Below are 15,415 nucleotides of genomic sequence, written 5' to 3'. Positions count from 1 at the left end.
TCTCGCCGATTTCCGGATCACGGCCTTCCAGCGCGGCCAGGGCCGAACCTGCGATGATCGGGGTGTCGTCGCCCGGGTAGTCGTAGGAATCCAGCAGTTCGCGGACTTCCATTTCCACCAGCTCGAGCAGTTCCTCGTCGTCGACCTGGTCGACCTTGTTCATGAACACGACGATCTTCGGGATGCCGACCTGGCGACCCAGCAGGATGTGCTCGCGGGTCTGGGGCATCGGGCCGTCGGCCGCGTTCACCACCAGGATCGCGCCGTCCATCTGGGCGGCACCGGTGATCATGTTCTTAACATAGTCGGCGTGGCCGGGGCAGTCGACGTGGGCGTAGTGACGCGCGTCGGTCTCGTATTCCACGTGCGCGGTCGAGATCGTGATGCCGCGGGCCTTCTCTTCGGGCGCGCCGTCGATCTGGTCGTAAGCCTGGAAATCGCCGAAATACTTCGTGATCGCAGCCGTCAGCGTCGTCTTGCCGTGGTCAACGTGACCGATCGTGCCGATGTTCACGTGCGGTTTGTTACGCTCAAACTTTGCCTTTGCCATATCCGTGGCACCCTTTTGCGATTTGGGGGTCGCGAACCCGACCCGTTGTGACTCTGCGCGCGGCACATATTGGGTTCACGGACGAAAATCAAGCGCCTGTCGCCCCGTTGCAACGGCGCCGCCCGGAGGAAGGCCGGAGGGCCGCCGCCCCGGGGCGTGCGCAAAGATAACGGGGGGATCACAAGCGGGGCCCGCGGCCCGCGACCGGGCGCGCGGCGGCCCCTGCGGGCCTAGCCGCCGGTCACCGCCGAGGCGGTCGCGGCATCGGGCGCCTGCGTCGGCGCGCCGGTCGTTTCGGCCGCGGCCGGCGCGGTGCCGTCGCTGGAGGCCGTGGCCCCCGCGGCGGCCGAGCTGTCGGAGAGGCGCGGCACCGTGGCGGTGGTCGCCGCCCCCGGGCGCGGCGCGAACCAGCCCTTTTCGGCGTGCTGCTCGGCCATCCAGTCCTCGACCGCGTCCATCGCGTTCTCGGCCAGGCCCTGCAGCTGTTCTTCCTTGGTGCGGACATTGCCGGAGCCCACCGCGAAGGATTCGCCGGTCGTGTCCTCGTAGATGGTGAACTGGCGCGGCTTCTCGTTCAGCTTGGCGGCGGCGGCGTCGTCCCAGACGGTGACGTTGATGATCAGCGCCGAGCGCGGGTTGTAGATCAGCGGCACACCCGGCGGCGCCAGCATGTACCCCTCGACGCTGATGCCCATGTGATACAGCTGGTTGCCCTGGTAGCGGCCGAAGCGGCTGTCGACGGCACGGGTCAGCACGTCGACCCATTCCTGTTCGGTGGCATCGCGGGAGATCGGACCCTTTTTCATCTTCGAGGCCACGACCACGTTGTGACCCAGGCGGAAGGCGCCGAGGTCCTTCGGTGGCTGCATCGATTGGTCCGCAGAGCATCCCAGGAGCAGGGCGAACATGGCCAGGCAGGCGAAAATTCGGATCATCGGGCCTCTCTTGCGGCAATCTGAAGTGACCTGACGCTGATAGACCGGCTGGCCCAGAGGTTCAATTCACAGTTCGAAAGGAACGGTGGGCGGACATTTGCCGAGGCGTGCCGGGCGCGTGGGCAGTTCTCCTCCGAAAAGGGGGGTGTCGGCAATTCGCCGGGAAATTATGGCAAAACCGACACAATTACTCCCCTTTCTGGTCATCGCGAATGCGCAGAATGTGCCCGGAAACAAGTTTTCAGTGTCACTTCAGTTGCAGTTCCGTACCAGAAAGGTCCGTTCCGATGCCCGTTCTCTCGCTTCAGCCGTGGTCCCAGTTCTCCGCCGCCGACCCGTCGAAAACCGTTCAGCCGGGCACTGCAGGACAGTTCGTGTTCCAAGGGGGAAAGGCGGTTCCGTTGCTGTTGCGGGTGCCGGGCGGGGCCGGAAAACTTGAGCTGGAGCAGGCGGTTACCGTGGGCGAGGCGCCCCATCCCTGCGGGGCGGTGATCGAGGTGACGGCCGAGGTCGCGGCGCCCGACGGCAAGCGCGGGCACGCGGTCACGATCAACGGCCTGCCCGCCGGGGTGTGCCTGGTCGGGGATCAGCGGCTGCGCGGCGGCGACATGGTGACGGTGGAGGCCGGGGCTCCGACCTCCTTGCCCGAGCCGGAGCCGTTCTCGGGCATCCTGTGCTTTGCCGCCGGCACCCCGATCGAAACGCCCACGGGCCCGCGCCGGGTCGAGACCCTGCGCCCCGGAGAGATCGTGACCACCGCCGACAAGGGCGAGATGCACGTGACCTGGACCGGCCGGCGCGAGGTGCTTTTCGTGCGCGGCGACAACCGCTATCGCCCGGTGCTGTTCCACGCCGGCAGCCTTGGGCCCGACAGCCCGACCGCCGATCTTGTGGTCTCGCCCGATCATCAGGTGGTGCTGCACGGGCCGGATGTGGCCGAGCTGACCGGCAATACCGCGGCGCTGGCCCCGGCCGGCGCGCTGACCGAGCTGCGCGGCGTACGGCAGATGCTGGGCAAACGGCGGATCACCTACATCCACGTCATGCTTGAAAACCACGCCGTGCTGCGCGCGGCCGGCGCCGAGGCCGAGAGCTTCTATCCCACGCCCGATACTCTGGCCGCCCTGAGCGACGACCAGCGGTCGTCGGTCTTTGCCCATGTCCCGGCGCTGCGGATCGCGCCCGAGACGGCCTATGGCCCCACCGCCCTGCCGATGATCGACTGGGACAATGCCCGCGACCTGGCCGTGGCCCGCAAGGAAGGCGCGAAGGCGACCAAGAGCGATGCCGACGAGGATGACGATCTGAAATACGCCGCCGAATAAGGCCGCGCCCAAACGAAAACCGCCCCGCGATCGATGTCGCGGGGCGGTTTTTTCTTTGGAGCAATGTCCGGGCCGGTTTTCCGGCAACCGGATCAGCCGGACCGGTGGTCCAGCGACCGGGTCAGCCGAACTTGTAATCGCGCGGGAAGCCGTGCGGGGGCTTCTTGCCCACGCCTGCGCGTTTGCCCAGCCAGTCGGTCATATCCGGTTCGTGCCGGGTGCGGCCGCCGCCCATGGGCCAGGTCAGACCTTCGGAGAACAGGAAGGTCGTCAGGTCAGACAGCCCGCCGTCCAGCTCCAGCGTGCCCTGGCGGCCGCGCACCTGGTTGTATTTCTGCAGCCGCACGCCCTTGCCGCGCGTCATCTCGGGCAGCTCGGCCAGCGGGAAGACCAGAAGGCGACCGTTTTCCGACACCACGGCCACGTGATCCCCGGCGACGCGCTTGCAGATCTTGGCCACGTCGTCCTTGACGTTCAGCACCTGCTTGCCCGCCCGGGTCTGGGCGACGATCTCTTCCTCGGGCACCAGGAACCCGTTGCCGCCATGCGAGGCGACGATCAGCTTCCCGCCCGGCTTGTGGATGAAGAAATCGATGATGCGGATGTCGTTGGGCAGATCGACCATCAGGCGCAGCGGCTCGCCCATGCCGCGCCCGCCGGGCAGGTTCGCGGCCGAGACGGTGTAGAACCGCCCGTTCGAGCCGAAGACCAGCAGCCGGTCGGTGGTCTCGGCATGGAAGATGAAGCGCGGGCCGTCGCCGTCCTTGAACTTCAGCTCGGAGCCGAGGTCGATATGGCCCTTCATGGCGCGGACCCAGCCCATTTCCGAACAGACCACGGTGATCGGCTCGCGGTCGATCATTGCCTCCAGCGGCACGTCCTCGACCTCGCCCGCCTCGGCAAAGCGGGTGCGGCGGGCGCCGCCGGCGTAATCCTTGCCGAAGGTCTTGCGCGTCTCTTTCAGCTGGTCCGAGATCGCCGCCCATTGCTTGGCCGGATCCTCGAGCAGGTCCTCAAGCCCGGCGCGCTCTTCCATCAGCTCGGCCTGTTCGCGCAGCAGCTCCATCTCTTCGAGCCGCCGCAACGAGCGCAGGCGCATGTTCAGGATCGCGTCGGTCTGCACCTCGGTCAGCTCGCCCTCGCCCGGGGGCGGGGTGAGGTAATCGCTTTCGTCGGTGGCGCGCACGAAATCCCGCGACCAGTCCTCGCGCATCAGCGCGGCCTTGGGGTCTTCGTCGTAGCGGATGATGTCGATCACGCGGTCAAGGTTCAGGAAGGCGATGATGAAGCCTTCGAGCACTTCCAGCCGCTTGTCGATCTTGGCCAGCCGGTGACGCGAGCGCCGCTGAAGCACCTCCTGCCGGTGGTCGAGGAAGGCGCGCAGCACTTCCTTGAGCGAGCAGACCTTGGGCGTGAGCCCGTCGATCAGCACGTTCATGTTCATCGAGAACCGCACCTCGAGATCCGAGTTGCGGTAGAGCATCCCCATCAGCAGGTCGGGATCGACATTCTTCGACCGGGGTTCCAGCACGACGCGGATGTCGTCGGCGCTTTCGTCCCGCACATCGGCCAGGATCGGGACCTTCTTGGTCTGGATCACTTCGGCGAGCTTCTCGATCAGGCGCGATTTCTGCACCTGGTAGGGGATTTCCGTGACCACGATCTGCCACTGGCCGCGGCCGAGATCCTCGACATGGTAGTGGCAGCGCAGGCGGAAGGCGCCACGGCCGGTGCGATAGGCCTGGGCGATGCTCTCCTTCGGCTCCACGATGGTGCCGCCGGTCGGGAAATCCGGGCCGGGGATGTAGTTCAGCAGCGTGTCGTCGCGGGCATCCGGCGTCTTGATCAGGTGCAGGCAGGCGTCGACCAGTTCCACGATGTTGTGGGGCGGGATGTTCGTCGCCATGCCCACGGCGATGCCCGCGGCGCCATTGGCCAGCAGGTTCGGAAACTCGGCCGGCAGCACGGCGGGCTCGGTCAGCGTCCCGTCGTAATTGTCCCGGAAATCGACGGCATCCTCGTCGAGGCCCCGCAGCAGCGCCTCGGCCACGACGGTCATCCGCGCCTCGGTGTAGCGCGAGGCGGCCGGGTTGTCGCCGTCGATGTTGCCGAAGTTGCCCTGCCCGTCCACCAGCGGGTAGCGCACGTTGAAATCCTGCGCCAGCCGCGCCATCGCGTCGTAGATCGCGGCGTCGCCGTGCGGGTGATAATTACCCATCACGTCGCCCGAGATCTTGGACGACTTGCGGAACCGTCCGTCGGGCGACAACCGCAGCTCGCGCATGGCGTAGAGGATTCGCCGGTGCACCGGCTTCAGCCCGTCCCGCGCATCGGGCAGTGCGCGGTGCATGATCGTGCTCAGCGCATAGGTGAGATAGCGCTCGCCGATGGCCCGGCGGAGCGGCTCTGGCACGGCGCCTTGCGGCGCCGGGTCCATATTGGGGTCGTCGACCTTGTCGTTCATGGATCTGGTGATACGCCCCCAGAGGATGGGCGTAAATCCCCAAGATGACCCCACGATCACCCGGTCATCACGGCGCCGTGATCTGCTGACCGAAGCCCCTCAGACCCTTGAATAAAAGGGGGATCGGCAAAATTGCCTACAAATTGACGGTTGGTGCGAATCGCCTGCTGGCCTAAAATTTCGGAACTACCCCGCTGCCATGGGTGTTTCCGGTCCAAGCGAGTGCCCACGACGGGCGAGCAAGAAATCCCGGGGGGGATGTGACGTGCCTTTTGTCCTGATGTGTCTGGTCGTGATGACCTTTGTTTTCTACGAACTGAGCGGCGGCGCCGATTTCGTGCCACGATCGGAACTTAGACAGCAGGCCGCCGCGGAAAGCCCGATCTTCGAGTCGGACGACGCAGCCCGCATCAAGACCGCCTCACTCTCCTCTACCGCCACCTCCTCTACCGCCACGCTCCCGCAGGTCACAAGCTCCCGCGCCTCGCGCAAGGAGGCCATGGCCGCGGTGGACAGCGAAGAGATCGCCAATCCGGGTGGAGCCAACAAGGGCGGGATCCGGCCCGCCTCGGCCTCGGGCGCGCAAACGGTGCTTGCCGCCGCCACGCCCGGCACCGGCTTTTTCCCGGGCGAAGCCGACAGCGCGATGGAGACGCCCGGCGTGACGCTGGTGTCGCTGGCGGACAACCCCTCGCTCTTTGCCACGCCGCTGGTACAGGATCGCGCCCCCGAGGAAGACAACTCCATGACGGTGCGCCCGACACTTGCAACCGCGGTGGCGAACCCGGTGAATTCGGCGCCCGATCCCGCCCGTGCCCCGGCGCGCGAGGTGATCTCGGACCAGCGCGACATCCGCGCGGTCGATGGGAACCGGGTGAACATGCGCAACGGTCCGGGCACGAACTACTCGGTGCTGGCACAGCTCGACCGCAGCACGAAGGTCGAGATCCTCGCCGATCCCGGTGACGGCTGGGTCAAGCTGCGGCCGATCAACGGTGGGCCCGTGGGCTGGATGGCGGATTACCTGCTGTCCCGGACCGGGGGCTGACGGGGCCGCCGACGGGGCTTACGCCATAGGCCGACGGAGCTGCAGGACGGCGGGTTCGGCTTGACCCGCCGGAAATCCCGGATCTAGGATCTTCATGCGCCGGTTCCCTCGGGGGCCGGCGTTTTTGCGCGTGACATGCGCCCGCCCTGCCCGCAAGACCGCCCTGACCGCCCCCTTCCCAGCGCCCCGGACGCCTCTCATGAAATCCATCCTGATCACCGGCTGCTCCTCGGGCATCGGTCTTGATGCCGCCCAGACCCTGAAGGCCGCCGGCTGGCGCGTCTTCGCCAGCTGCCGCCAGCAGGCCGATTGCGACCGGCTGGCCGCCATGGGATTCGAAAGCCCGCGCCTCGATTACACCGATCCGGCCAGCATCGACGCCGCCCTGGCCGAGGTGCTGGAGGCGACCGGCGGCAGGCTGGATGCGCTGTTCAACAACGGCGCCCATTCGCTGTCGGGCCTGGTCGAGGATCTGCCCACCGACGGGCTGCGCGCGATCTTCGAGGCGAATTTCTTCGGCTGGCACGAGCTGACGCGCCGCGTCGTTCCGGTGATGCGGGCGCAGGGGCATGGCCATATCGTGCAATGCTCCTCGGCGCTGGGGCTGGGCTTCATGCGGTTTCGCGGGGCCTATGCCGCGACCAAGCACGCGCTGGAGGCGCTGACCGACACCCTGCGGCTGGAGTTGCGCGACAGCGGTATCAAGGTGGTCCTGATCGAACCGGGGCCGATCACCACGAAGTTCCGCCGCAACGGCGTGGCCTGGTTCGAACGCTACATCGACTGGAAGGCCTCGGCCCGGCGCGATCTGTATGAGACCGGGCTTGTCCCCCGCCTTTATGCCGAGACCGAAACGAAGGACCAGTTCGAGCTGCCGGCCTCGGCCGTGTCGGAGCGGCTGCTGAAAATCCTGCAAAGCGACCACCCCAAGCCGCGCCATTACGTGACCACGGCGACCTGGATCACCGGGATCCTGATGCGGCTGCTGCCGACGCGGGTGGTGGACCGGATCATCGACCGGATATAGCCTGCGGACTTGTCCGGACGGGGACCGGGGGCGAAGACCCGGTTCGCTTTTGCCCTGTCCCGGTCTACATGTCGGGCAACCCAAGAAAGGCAGTCCCATGACCCAAGACCCCTTCTTCCTGCTTATCGTCTTCTCCATGCTGGCGGTCGTGGTCGTTCTGGTGCTCGGCCTCGGCAATTTCGCCAAGAGCGGCGACAAGCGCGGCGAACGGTCCAACAAGCTGATGCGCTACAGGATCATCGCGCAGTTCATCGCGGTCGTGCTGATCGCGATCTACGTCTATACGAAATTCTGAACGCGGATCCGAACCCGGTTCGGACCCCATCCACTCACGACAGGCCTGGGAGACTGGACATGGTCGTCCTGAACAAGATCTACACCCGCACCGGCGACAAGGGCGACACCGCGCTTGGCGATGGCACGCGCGTTGCCAAGCATGCCGCCCGCGTCACCGCCTATGGCACCGTGGACGAGCTGAACGCCCATGTCGGCATGGCCCGCCAGGTTGCCGAGGGTGAAACCGATGTCGCGCTGTCGCGGATCCAGAACGATCTCTTCGACCTGGGCGCGGATCTCTGCCGCCCGGACCTGGCCGCCGACGAGACGGCCGAATACCCGCCCCTGCGCATGGTCGAGGCCCAGACCACGCGGCTGGAGGCCGAGATCGACGTGATGAACGTGGTTCTGGAACCTCTGCGCAGCTTCGTTCTTCCCGGCGGCACGGCGCTGTCGGCGCATCTGCATGTCTGCCGGACGGTGGCCCGCCGGGCCGAACGGCTGGCGGTGGAGCTGGCTGGAGAGGAAGAGGTCAATCCCCACGCCGTGCGCTACCTGAATCGCCTGTCGGACTGGTTTTTCGTCGCCGCGCGGGTCGCCAACGACAACGGCAAGGCCGACGTGCTGTGGACGCCGGGCGCAAACCGCTGAATTTGACGCCGGTTCCCGCGCGGCCATGCCATGGCGGACCCGAACCGGGGTGTCATCGCCCCCCGGACCTTGACACCGGGGCAGGCACGGGGGACGCCAGCGCCGCCAACGCGGCGTCGAGGGTCGATACAGCGTCGATTTTGCGCTGTTTCGGGTGATGGGGGGTCGTTATCAAGACCTCCAGCACAGTCAGGTCCGATTCGACGTCGGGCCGTTGGCCGAATAGAGGAGAGCCCGCATGAAGGTACTGGTACCTGTCAAGCGCGTGATCGACTACAACGTGAAGGTCCGCGTGAAGGCGGACGGCAGCGGTGTCGATCTCGCCAACGTGAAGATGTCGATGAACCCCTTCGACGAGATTGCCGTCGAAGAGGCGATCCGCCTGAAGGAAAAAGGCGCCGCCGAAGAGATCGTCGCCGTTTCCATCGGCGTGAAGCAGGCGCAGGAAACACTGCGCACCGCGCTGGCCATGGGGGCCGACCGTGCGATCCTCGTTGTTGCCGCCGATGACGTGCACAACGATATCGAACCGCTTGCCGTCGCCAAGATCCTAAAGGGCATCATCGACGAAGAGCAGCCGGGCCTCGTGCTCTGCGGCAAGCAGGCGATCGACAACGACATGAACGCCACCGGCCAGATGCTGTCGGCTCTGCTGGGCTGGTCCCAGGCGACCTTCGCCTCCGAGGTGAACATCGACGGCGACAGCGCCATGGTCACCCGCGAGGTCGACGGCGGCCTGCAGACCATCAAGGTCAAGATGCCGGCGATCGTCTCGGTCGACCTGCGCCTGAACGAGCCGCGCTATGCCTCGCTGCCCAATATCATGAAGGCGAAGAAGAAGCCGCTCGACGAGAAGACCGCCGAGGATTACGGCGTCGACGTCAGCCCGCGCCTTGAGATCGTGAAAACGGCCGAACCCGAAGCCCGCAAGGCCGGCGAGATGGTGCCGGACGTGGATACACTGGTGGCCAAACTCAAAGAGAAGGGGATCGTCTGATGGCTGTTCTGCTGCTTGCCGAGGTTACCTCCGGTGAACTCTCTCTCGATGCCACCGCCAAGGCGGTGACGGCTGCGAAATCCCTGGGCGACGTGACTGTCCTGTGCGCCGGTGCGTCGGCCGCAGCGGCTGGCGAAGCCGCCGCCAAGCTCGACGGCGTGGCCAAGGTGCTGGTCGCCGAGGATGACACGCTGGGGCACCGCCTGGCGGAACCCACCGCCGCGCTGATCGTGTCGCTCGCGGGCGATTACAGCCACATCGTGGCGCCCGCCACGACGGACGCGAAGAACGTGATGCCGCGTGTTGCTGCCCTCCTCGACGTGATGATCCTGTCGGACGTCTCGGGCGTGGTGGATGCCGATACGTTCGAGCGCCCGATCTATGCCGGCAACGCGATCCAGACGGTAAAGTCGAAAGATGAACGGAAGGTTATCACCTTCCGGACCTCGACCTTCGACGCCGCCGGCGACGGTGGCTCGGCCACGGTCGAGACCATCGGCGCCGCCGAGAACCCCGGCCTGTCGGAATGGGTCGAGGACAAGGTGGCCGAGAGCGACCGCCCCGAGCTGACCTCGGCCGGCATCGTCGTCTCCGGCGGCCGCGGCGTCGGTTCGGAAGAGGATTTCGCGCTGATCGAGAAACTGGCCGACAAGCTGGGCGCCGCTGTTGGCGCGTCGCGCGCGGCGGTCGATTCGGGTTATGCCCCGAACGACTGGCAGGTGGGCCAGACCGGCAAGGTCGTGGCACCGGATCTTTACGTTGCCGTGGGGATTTCCGGCGCGATTCAGCACCTTGCGGGCATGAAGGACAGCAAGGTCATCGTCGCGATCAACAAGGACGAAGAGGCGCCGATCTTCCAGGTCGCCGATTACGGGCTGGTCGCCGACCTCTTCACCGCCGTTCCCGAACTGGTCGAAAAGCTCTGACGCGCGTGTAGGGTGGGTTTCCAACCCACCGCCACGAAACCTGCTTCAAGGCCCGCCCCACCGGCGGGCCTTTTTCATGGCCGGGGCTCAGCCCACCAGCTGGTTCAGCGCAGCCGCGATCTCGGCATGCGCCGACGGCCCGATCAGCCGGCCCGCGACCGGCCATTCCGTCTGGCCCACGACCATCCCGGCGAAGTCGTCCGACGCCCCCGCCGGCACCACCTTCACCTCGACCACATCACAGACCAGGTCCGACACGTCCTCAACCATCTCGCGCGTCACCAGCAGCGGATCCGCTCCCAACGGATCCTCCGTCCGCACCCGGATCCACAACAGCACCGACGGGCACGACAGCCCTCGCAGGAACAGGCGCACCCGCGCCGACCAAGCGGTCCGCAGTTCGTCCTCGACCACGCGGAACCGGTCGTCCGACAGCGCTTTCAGGCTTTGCAGCATGTGCCGGTTGAAGGTGAATTCCGTGAAGTCCACGTCCGGGTATATCGACGACAGGATCGGCGAGGCATCGAGGAACCGGTCATTGCGGCGGGGGTGCACGCGATAGAACCGGTTCGACATGTTCGTCGCGCCCGGCACCTGCAGCACCGACAGCCGCGCGCCCGCCAGCAGGCGCGGCACCTCGGGGTCGCCGATGAAGGCGTCGATCCCCGCATTGCTCTGGCCGAGGTTCACGCAGGTGCGCCCCGTCGCCTGCTCCACGAGAGCCGGGAAAGGCACGGGCACGCACCGGCCAAAGGTTTCCGTTCCGCCCAGAAAGGCGACGTAGGGCCCGTCGAGGTCCCGTTTCGGTCCACGGAAATGCAGCCGAGACACGCCGTAGCGGCAGATCTCGTAATCCAATGCCGTGGCACCCGAGCGTTCAAAGCTCATCTTGTCCCACCATAAAAGTCTCACCCGCATCCACCTTTGACTCAGAGAGATTTCGATTTCCCTAAGCCCCGCAGTCGTCATTGCGGCCCGCCCGCGATGCTGCACTTGCGAGATTGGCGGACCAAGCTATGGTGCCGGGAAAATCCGCACAGGAGACGCGAACCATGAGCATCCGGACAATTGGTGTGATCGGCGCCGGGCAGATGGGCAACGGCATCGCTCATGTGATGGCGCTGTCCGGGTATGATGTCATGCTCAACGACATCAGCCAGCAGGCGCTGGACAAGGCGACCGACACGATCAGCCGCAACCTTGCCCGGCAGGTCGGTCGCGGCAAGGTCAGCGAAGAGGACATGAACGCCACGCTGGCCCGCATCCGCACCACGATGAAGCTGCCTGACCTGGGCCAGACCGACCTGGTGATCGAGGCCGCGACCGAACGCGAAACGGTCAAGCAGGCGATCTTCGAGGACCTCGTACCGCATCTGAAGCCCGAGACGATCCTGACCTCGAACACCTCCTCGATCTCGATCACCCGGCTGGCCAGCCGCACGGACCGGCCCGAACGCTTCATGGGGTTCCATTTCATGAACCCGGTGCCGGTGATGCAGCTGGTCGAACTGATCCGCGGCATCGCCACGGACGACGCGACCTACAAGGCCTGCCACGAGGTGGTGAAGAACCTGGGCAAAACGGCCGCCAGCGCCGAGGATTTCCCCGGCTTCATCGTAAACCGGATCCTGATGCCGATGATCAACGAGGCGGTCTACACCCTGTATGAAGGGGTCGGGAACGTGCAGTCGATCGACGAATCGATGAAGCTGGGCGCGAACCATCCCATGGGGCCGCTGGAGCTTGCGGACTTCATCGGCCTGGACACCTGCCTCGCGATCATGAACGTCCTGCACGACGGGCTGGCCGATACCAAGTACCGTCCCTGCCCGTTGCTGACCAAGTATGTCGAAGCCGGCTGGCTGGGCCGCAAGACCCAGCGCGGCTTCTACGACTATCGCGGCGAGGTCCCGGTCCCGACCCGCTAGGCACCAAAAATTCCTTGAAGAATTTTGACAATTTTCTTGGAAGAAAATTGGCGCCAGACTGCAAAACCCCGGCGACCTCGATGGCGCCGGGGTGTCCTTTCCTTACCGGCCGGGCCGGCTCAGTTCTTCAGGTTCAGCGTGTGCTCGCGCAGCCAGGTCATGAAGCCGCGGGGATCGTTTTCCCAGCCCTTCACGTCCTCATCGGGCAGCGGGTGGCCCACAATCGGCCCCTGCGGCTTGTTCAGCGAATGCACGATCTCGTGCAGCAGAAGCCCCTGGCGCAGGATCGGCGAGATCTGGTTGGCGATCTGGTAGATCCGCGAATTGGCGCCAGGGAATTTCATCGGCACCACGGTCGCGCCCGAGCGGCGGATCATCTTCGCCGTGAAGGGGTTCCACTCGGCCTCGATCGCCGGGCCCCACCAGCTTTCGGAATGCGCCACCACGCCCGACGGGAACAACGCCACCACCCCGCCCTCGGCCAGGTGGTCCATCGCCCGCGCCCGCATCTCGACCATCTTGCGCTGTGCGTCCTGGTCATGCGGGAAGGGCACCGGGATCATGAACGACCCGGCCTCTTCGTCGATATCGGTCAGCAGCGAGCGCGTCAGGATCCGGTAATCGGGCCGCACCCGGCCGATCAGGTCGGCAAAGATCATGCCGTCGACCATGCCGTGCGGGTGGTTGGCCACCACGATCACGGGGCCTTCCTTCGGGATCCGGTCCAGCTGTTCCTGCGGGGTCGTCAGTTCGATCCCCATGACGTCCAGGCAGGCGCGCCAGAAGGCCTGGCCGCGCGGGGCGCCCAGCTTCTCGAACTTGCGGATCAGGCGCAGGATCGTCAGCTTGCCGGTGAACAGCTCGATCGCGCGGATGCACGAGGCTTTCCACGGGTCTTCGAACGTGCTGGCATAGGACAGGCTGCGGCGGTCGTACTTGCGAAAGTCCACCTGCCCCTGTTTCGGGGCCGGGGCATTCGCGCGCATGGGCCGGCTGGTGTGAAAGCTGTCTACCACGGTGCTGTCACCATCGTTGTCATCTGTCGGGCACAAGTCCCTCAGTACCCTTCTCCGAACTTGTCCGCCACGAGCGCGGCAAGCGCATCGGCCAGCTTTTCGGCATCGGGTCCGGACGTTTCGACGTCAATAGTCGTTCCCTTGGACGCTGCCAACATCAAAAGACCCATAATACTGTCGCCTGATGCAGACAAGCCATCCCGCGACACCTCGGCCGTGGCGTCATGCCGTTCCACCACCTCGACAAGCTTGGCCGAGGCTCTTGCGTGCAGGCCCTTTTCGTTGACGATTTCCAAAGTCCGACGGGTCATACATCCCTACCTGTCCTGGCAGATATTCTGCGTGTTTATGTATTTCCGCCCGGCCTCCATGGCGCCCTGGACGGCATCCTGCACGGGGATATGACGGCTTTTGGCAAGTTTCAGCAACATCGGCAGATTCGCGCCGTACAGGATACGCCGGTTGCGCGCCTTGCACGCGTTCAGCGACAGATTCGACGGCGAGCCGCCGAACAGGTCGGTCACCACGACGACCCCGTCGCCCTGGTCGACCTCGTTCGCGGCGGCGATGATCTCGCGCTGCTTGGCCTCGCGGTCGTGATCCGGCTCGATCGAGATCGCCCGGATGCCGGTCTGGGATCCGATCACGTGCTCGAGCGCGGCCAGATACTCTCTGGCCAGCCCCCCATGTGCCACGATCACAATTCCGATCAACCCGGTCTCACTTTCAGCGCTGGCGTTCCAGCTCGCGGTGTCTAATTGACACTTGCCAGCCCTCCTCCGCAAGGGTCGCGCCCACGGATTCGGCCAGCATCACAGAGCGATGTTGCCCGCCGGTACAACCGAATGCGACGGAAAAGTGAGACTTCCCCTCGTCCACGTAGGCCGGCAACAAAAACCGTGTCAGATCCAGCACTTTGGTTCGGAATTCAGGGTAGCGCGGGTCGCCCGCCACGTGGGTCGCGACATCGGCGTCGCGGCCGTCATGGGGGCGCAGGGCGGGCTGCCAGTAGGGGTTGCGCAGAAAGCGGCAATCGAAGGCCATGTCGATGCCCATGGGCAGGCCGCGCTTGTACGAGAAGGAGTGCACCGTCACCGCCAGGTTGCGGCTGCCGCCCGGGGCCAGCGCCTTCTCCACCTCGGCGCGCAGCTGGTGCACGTTGATCTCGGAGGTGTCGATCACCAGGTCGGCGCGGTCGCGCACCTGTTCCAGCAGGTCAAGCTCGCGCGCGATGCCCGTCTCGGGCCCCTCGGCCGGGGCCAGCGGGTGGCGGCGGCGGGTCTCGGAATAGCGGCGCAGCAGCACCTCGGGCCGGCAATCGAGGTAAAGCACCGTCAGCTGCAGATCCCGCCGCGCCTGCAGGAGCGAGATCGTCGCCAGAAGCGAGGTGGTGGTGAAGTCGCGGTTGCGGGCGTCGACCACCAGCCCCAGCGGCCGGTCATGCGCCGGCCCGTCCAGCAGGCGGGGCACCAGGCCCAGCGGCAGGTTGTCGATCGTCTCGAACCCGTTGTCTTCCAGCACCCGGATCGCGGTGGAGCGCCCGGCGCCGGAGGGCCCGGTGACAAGCACGAGCTGGGTGGTGGGCGGCGGCGGAGAGAGGTCAGGCTGGGTCATGACGGGGCGTGGCGTCCGGCTTTGAGGAACTGGAGGAGAGCTGGGGCGAAATGTGCCCCCTCCGCACGGTAGAACAAGGGAACGGATTGTCCCAGCAGGGACATGTGGCGGGAGGGCGGCATCCGCTCTGCCTCGGATCGGTCGAGATCCACGACGCAGACGACGCGGGCCGCAGCGTGCCCGATGCCCGCGCCCCCGGCCCGTGGCACAGGCGCAGCACCAGCTGTGCCCGGCGCCGGCCCCCGGCCGTCATCCGCTCGGCAGGCGCTGCGCCCCGCGCCGGTCTCGGCCCCGGGCAAGTCACTGATATCCATCGGCTCCTCCGCCGCCCGATCCGCGCGCAGGATCCCCATGCCGCGCGCTTCGATCAGCCCGGACAGCCCCGGCCCCGGCCACGCCACCAAAGCGCCGCCCTCGACCGACAGGCGGATCCGGTCATCGCCCACCAGCCGGGCACCATAGGCCATGAGCTGCAGCGCCAGGGTCGATTTCCCCGACCCCGAGGGGCCAAGGATCAAAACCGCGCGATCATTGATCGCGACGCAAGAGGCATGCAGGATTTCGTTGCCGGAGAGCGGAGAGGACATGGCGCGATCATAGCCACGCCCGGGACGGTGACCAGACGCCATATGGCCTGGGAGACCGATCCGAGCAGGTC

Annotated in this window: 17 protein-coding genes; 8 read left to right on the top strand and 9 right to left on the bottom strand. The window is 66.1% G+C overall.

Annotated features, from left to right (window positions below):
- Positions 1–550: GTP-binding protein (locus tag ATO3_RS18310; RefSeq protein WP_143747302.1), on the bottom strand; the 550-nt coding region annotated here is incomplete at its 3' end.
- A gap of 230 nt (positions 551–780) precedes the next feature.
- Entirely contained in the window at positions 781–1,485 is a 705-nt protein-coding gene (locus ATO3_RS18305; RefSeq protein WP_233152208.1) for a hypothetical protein, read from the bottom strand.
- Positions 1,486–1,859: 374 nt separating this feature from the next.
- Between ATO3_RS18305 and ATO3_RS18300 the strand changes: the two genes are divergently transcribed.
- Positions 1,860–2,810 (top strand): Hint domain-containing protein, encoded by a 951-nt coding sequence (locus tag ATO3_RS18300; protein WP_158217996.1) that lies wholly within the window; start codon positions 1,860–1,862, stop codon positions 2,808–2,810.
- A gap of 121 nt (positions 2,811–2,931) precedes the next feature.
- On the opposite strand, the gene parC is transcribed toward ATO3_RS18300, so the two are convergent.
- Positions 2,932–5,274 carry a DNA topoisomerase IV subunit A gene (parC, locus tag ATO3_RS18295; RefSeq protein ID WP_088651334.1) on the bottom strand — a complete coding sequence of 781 codons (2,343 nt, stop codon included), beginning with the start codon at positions 5,272–5,274 and terminating at the stop codon, positions 2,932–2,934.
- Positions 5,275–5,569: 295 nt separating this feature from the next.
- Between parC and ATO3_RS18290 the strand changes: the two genes are divergently transcribed.
- The 6 genes from ATO3_RS18290 to ATO3_RS18265 all read left to right on the top strand — a co-directional run bounded on the left by ATO3_RS18290 (position 5,570) and on the right by ATO3_RS18265 (position 10,199).
- Complete coding sequence (locus ATO3_RS18290; RefSeq protein ID WP_233152213.1) at positions 5,570–6,322, top strand: SH3 domain-containing protein; 753 nt, start codon at positions 5,570–5,572, stop codon at positions 6,320–6,322.
- A gap of 199 nt (positions 6,323–6,521) precedes the next feature.
- Positions 6,522–7,349: an SDR family NAD(P)-dependent oxidoreductase gene (locus tag ATO3_RS18285; protein ID WP_088651333.1), complete on the top strand. Its 828-nt coding sequence runs from the start codon at positions 6,522–6,524 to the stop codon at positions 7,347–7,349.
- A gap of 97 nt (positions 7,350–7,446) precedes the next feature.
- Positions 7,447–7,644 (top strand): twin transmembrane helix small protein, encoded by a 198-nt coding sequence (locus ATO3_RS18280; protein ID WP_088651332.1) that lies wholly within the window; start codon positions 7,447–7,449, stop codon positions 7,642–7,644.
- Between the two features lie 59 nt (positions 7,645–7,703).
- On the top strand, positions 7,704–8,276 hold the full coding sequence (locus ATO3_RS18275) for a cob(I)yrinic acid a,c-diamide adenosyltransferase (protein WP_088651331.1): 573 nt from the start codon (positions 7,704–7,706) through the stop codon (positions 8,274–8,276).
- Between the two features lie 238 nt (positions 8,277–8,514).
- Entirely contained in the window at positions 8,515–9,273 is a 759-nt protein-coding gene (locus ATO3_RS18270) for an electron transfer flavoprotein subunit beta/FixA family protein (RefSeq protein WP_088651330.1), read from the top strand.
- On the top strand, positions 9,273–10,199 hold the full coding sequence (locus ATO3_RS18265) for an electron transfer flavoprotein subunit alpha/FixB family protein (protein WP_088651329.1): 927 nt from the start codon (positions 9,273–9,275) through the stop codon (positions 10,197–10,199). Before ATO3_RS18270 ends, ATO3_RS18265 begins: the two co-directional genes overlap by 1 nt.
- A gap of 87 nt (positions 10,200–10,286) precedes the next feature.
- On the opposite strand, the gene ATO3_RS18260 is transcribed toward ATO3_RS18265, so the two are convergent.
- Complete coding sequence (locus ATO3_RS18260; protein WP_088651328.1) at positions 10,287–11,087, bottom strand: DUF6473 family protein; 801 nt, start codon at positions 11,085–11,087, stop codon at positions 10,287–10,289.
- Positions 11,088–11,251: 164 nt separating this feature from the next.
- On the opposite strand from ATO3_RS18260, the gene ATO3_RS18255 reads away from it, so the two are divergent.
- Entirely contained in the window at positions 11,252–12,127 is an 876-nt protein-coding gene (locus ATO3_RS18255) for a 3-hydroxybutyryl-CoA dehydrogenase (RefSeq protein ID WP_088651327.1), read from the top strand.
- A gap of 119 nt (positions 12,128–12,246) precedes the next feature.
- Here the strand turns inward: ATO3_RS18255 and ATO3_RS18250 are convergent, their stop codons facing one another.
- The 5 genes from ATO3_RS18250 to ATO3_RS18230 form a co-directional block, all read right to left on the bottom strand.
- On the bottom strand, positions 12,247–13,113 hold the full coding sequence (locus tag ATO3_RS18250) for a lysophospholipid acyltransferase family protein (RefSeq protein ID WP_088651326.1): 867 nt from the start codon (positions 13,111–13,113) through the stop codon (positions 12,247–12,249).
- Between the two features lie 71 nt (positions 13,114–13,184).
- Positions 13,185–13,454 (bottom strand): HPr family phosphocarrier protein, encoded by a 270-nt coding sequence (locus ATO3_RS18245; RefSeq protein ID WP_088651325.1) that lies wholly within the window; start codon positions 13,452–13,454, stop codon positions 13,185–13,187.
- Positions 13,455–13,460: 6 nt separating this feature from the next.
- Positions 13,461–13,856, bottom strand: coding sequence for a PTS sugar transporter subunit IIA (locus tag ATO3_RS18240; protein ID WP_088651324.1), 396 nt, complete (start codon positions 13,854–13,856; stop codon positions 13,461–13,463).
- 13 nt (positions 13,857–13,869) lie between these two features.
- Positions 13,870–14,757: an RNase adapter RapZ gene (gene rapZ, locus ATO3_RS18235; protein WP_088651323.1), complete on the bottom strand. Its 888-nt coding sequence runs from the start codon at positions 14,755–14,757 to the stop codon at positions 13,870–13,872.
- The gene (locus ATO3_RS18230) at positions 14,754–15,344 is read right to left on the bottom strand and encodes an HPr kinase/phosphorylase (RefSeq protein ID WP_088651322.1); all 591 of its coding nucleotides are present in this window, start codon (positions 15,342–15,344) and stop codon (positions 14,754–14,756) included. Before ATO3_RS18230 ends, rapZ begins: the two co-directional genes overlap by 4 nt.
- Positions 15,345–15,415: the final 71 nt, after the last annotated feature.

The sequence above is a fragment of the Marinibacterium profundimaris genome (genome assembly GCF_002210095.1).
Lineage (GTDB): Bacteria > Pseudomonadota > Alphaproteobacteria > Rhodobacterales > Rhodobacteraceae > Marinibacterium > Marinibacterium profundimaris.
Note: the sequence above shows the minus strand (reverse complement) of the source record. Positions and strands in the feature narration are given on the sequence as shown.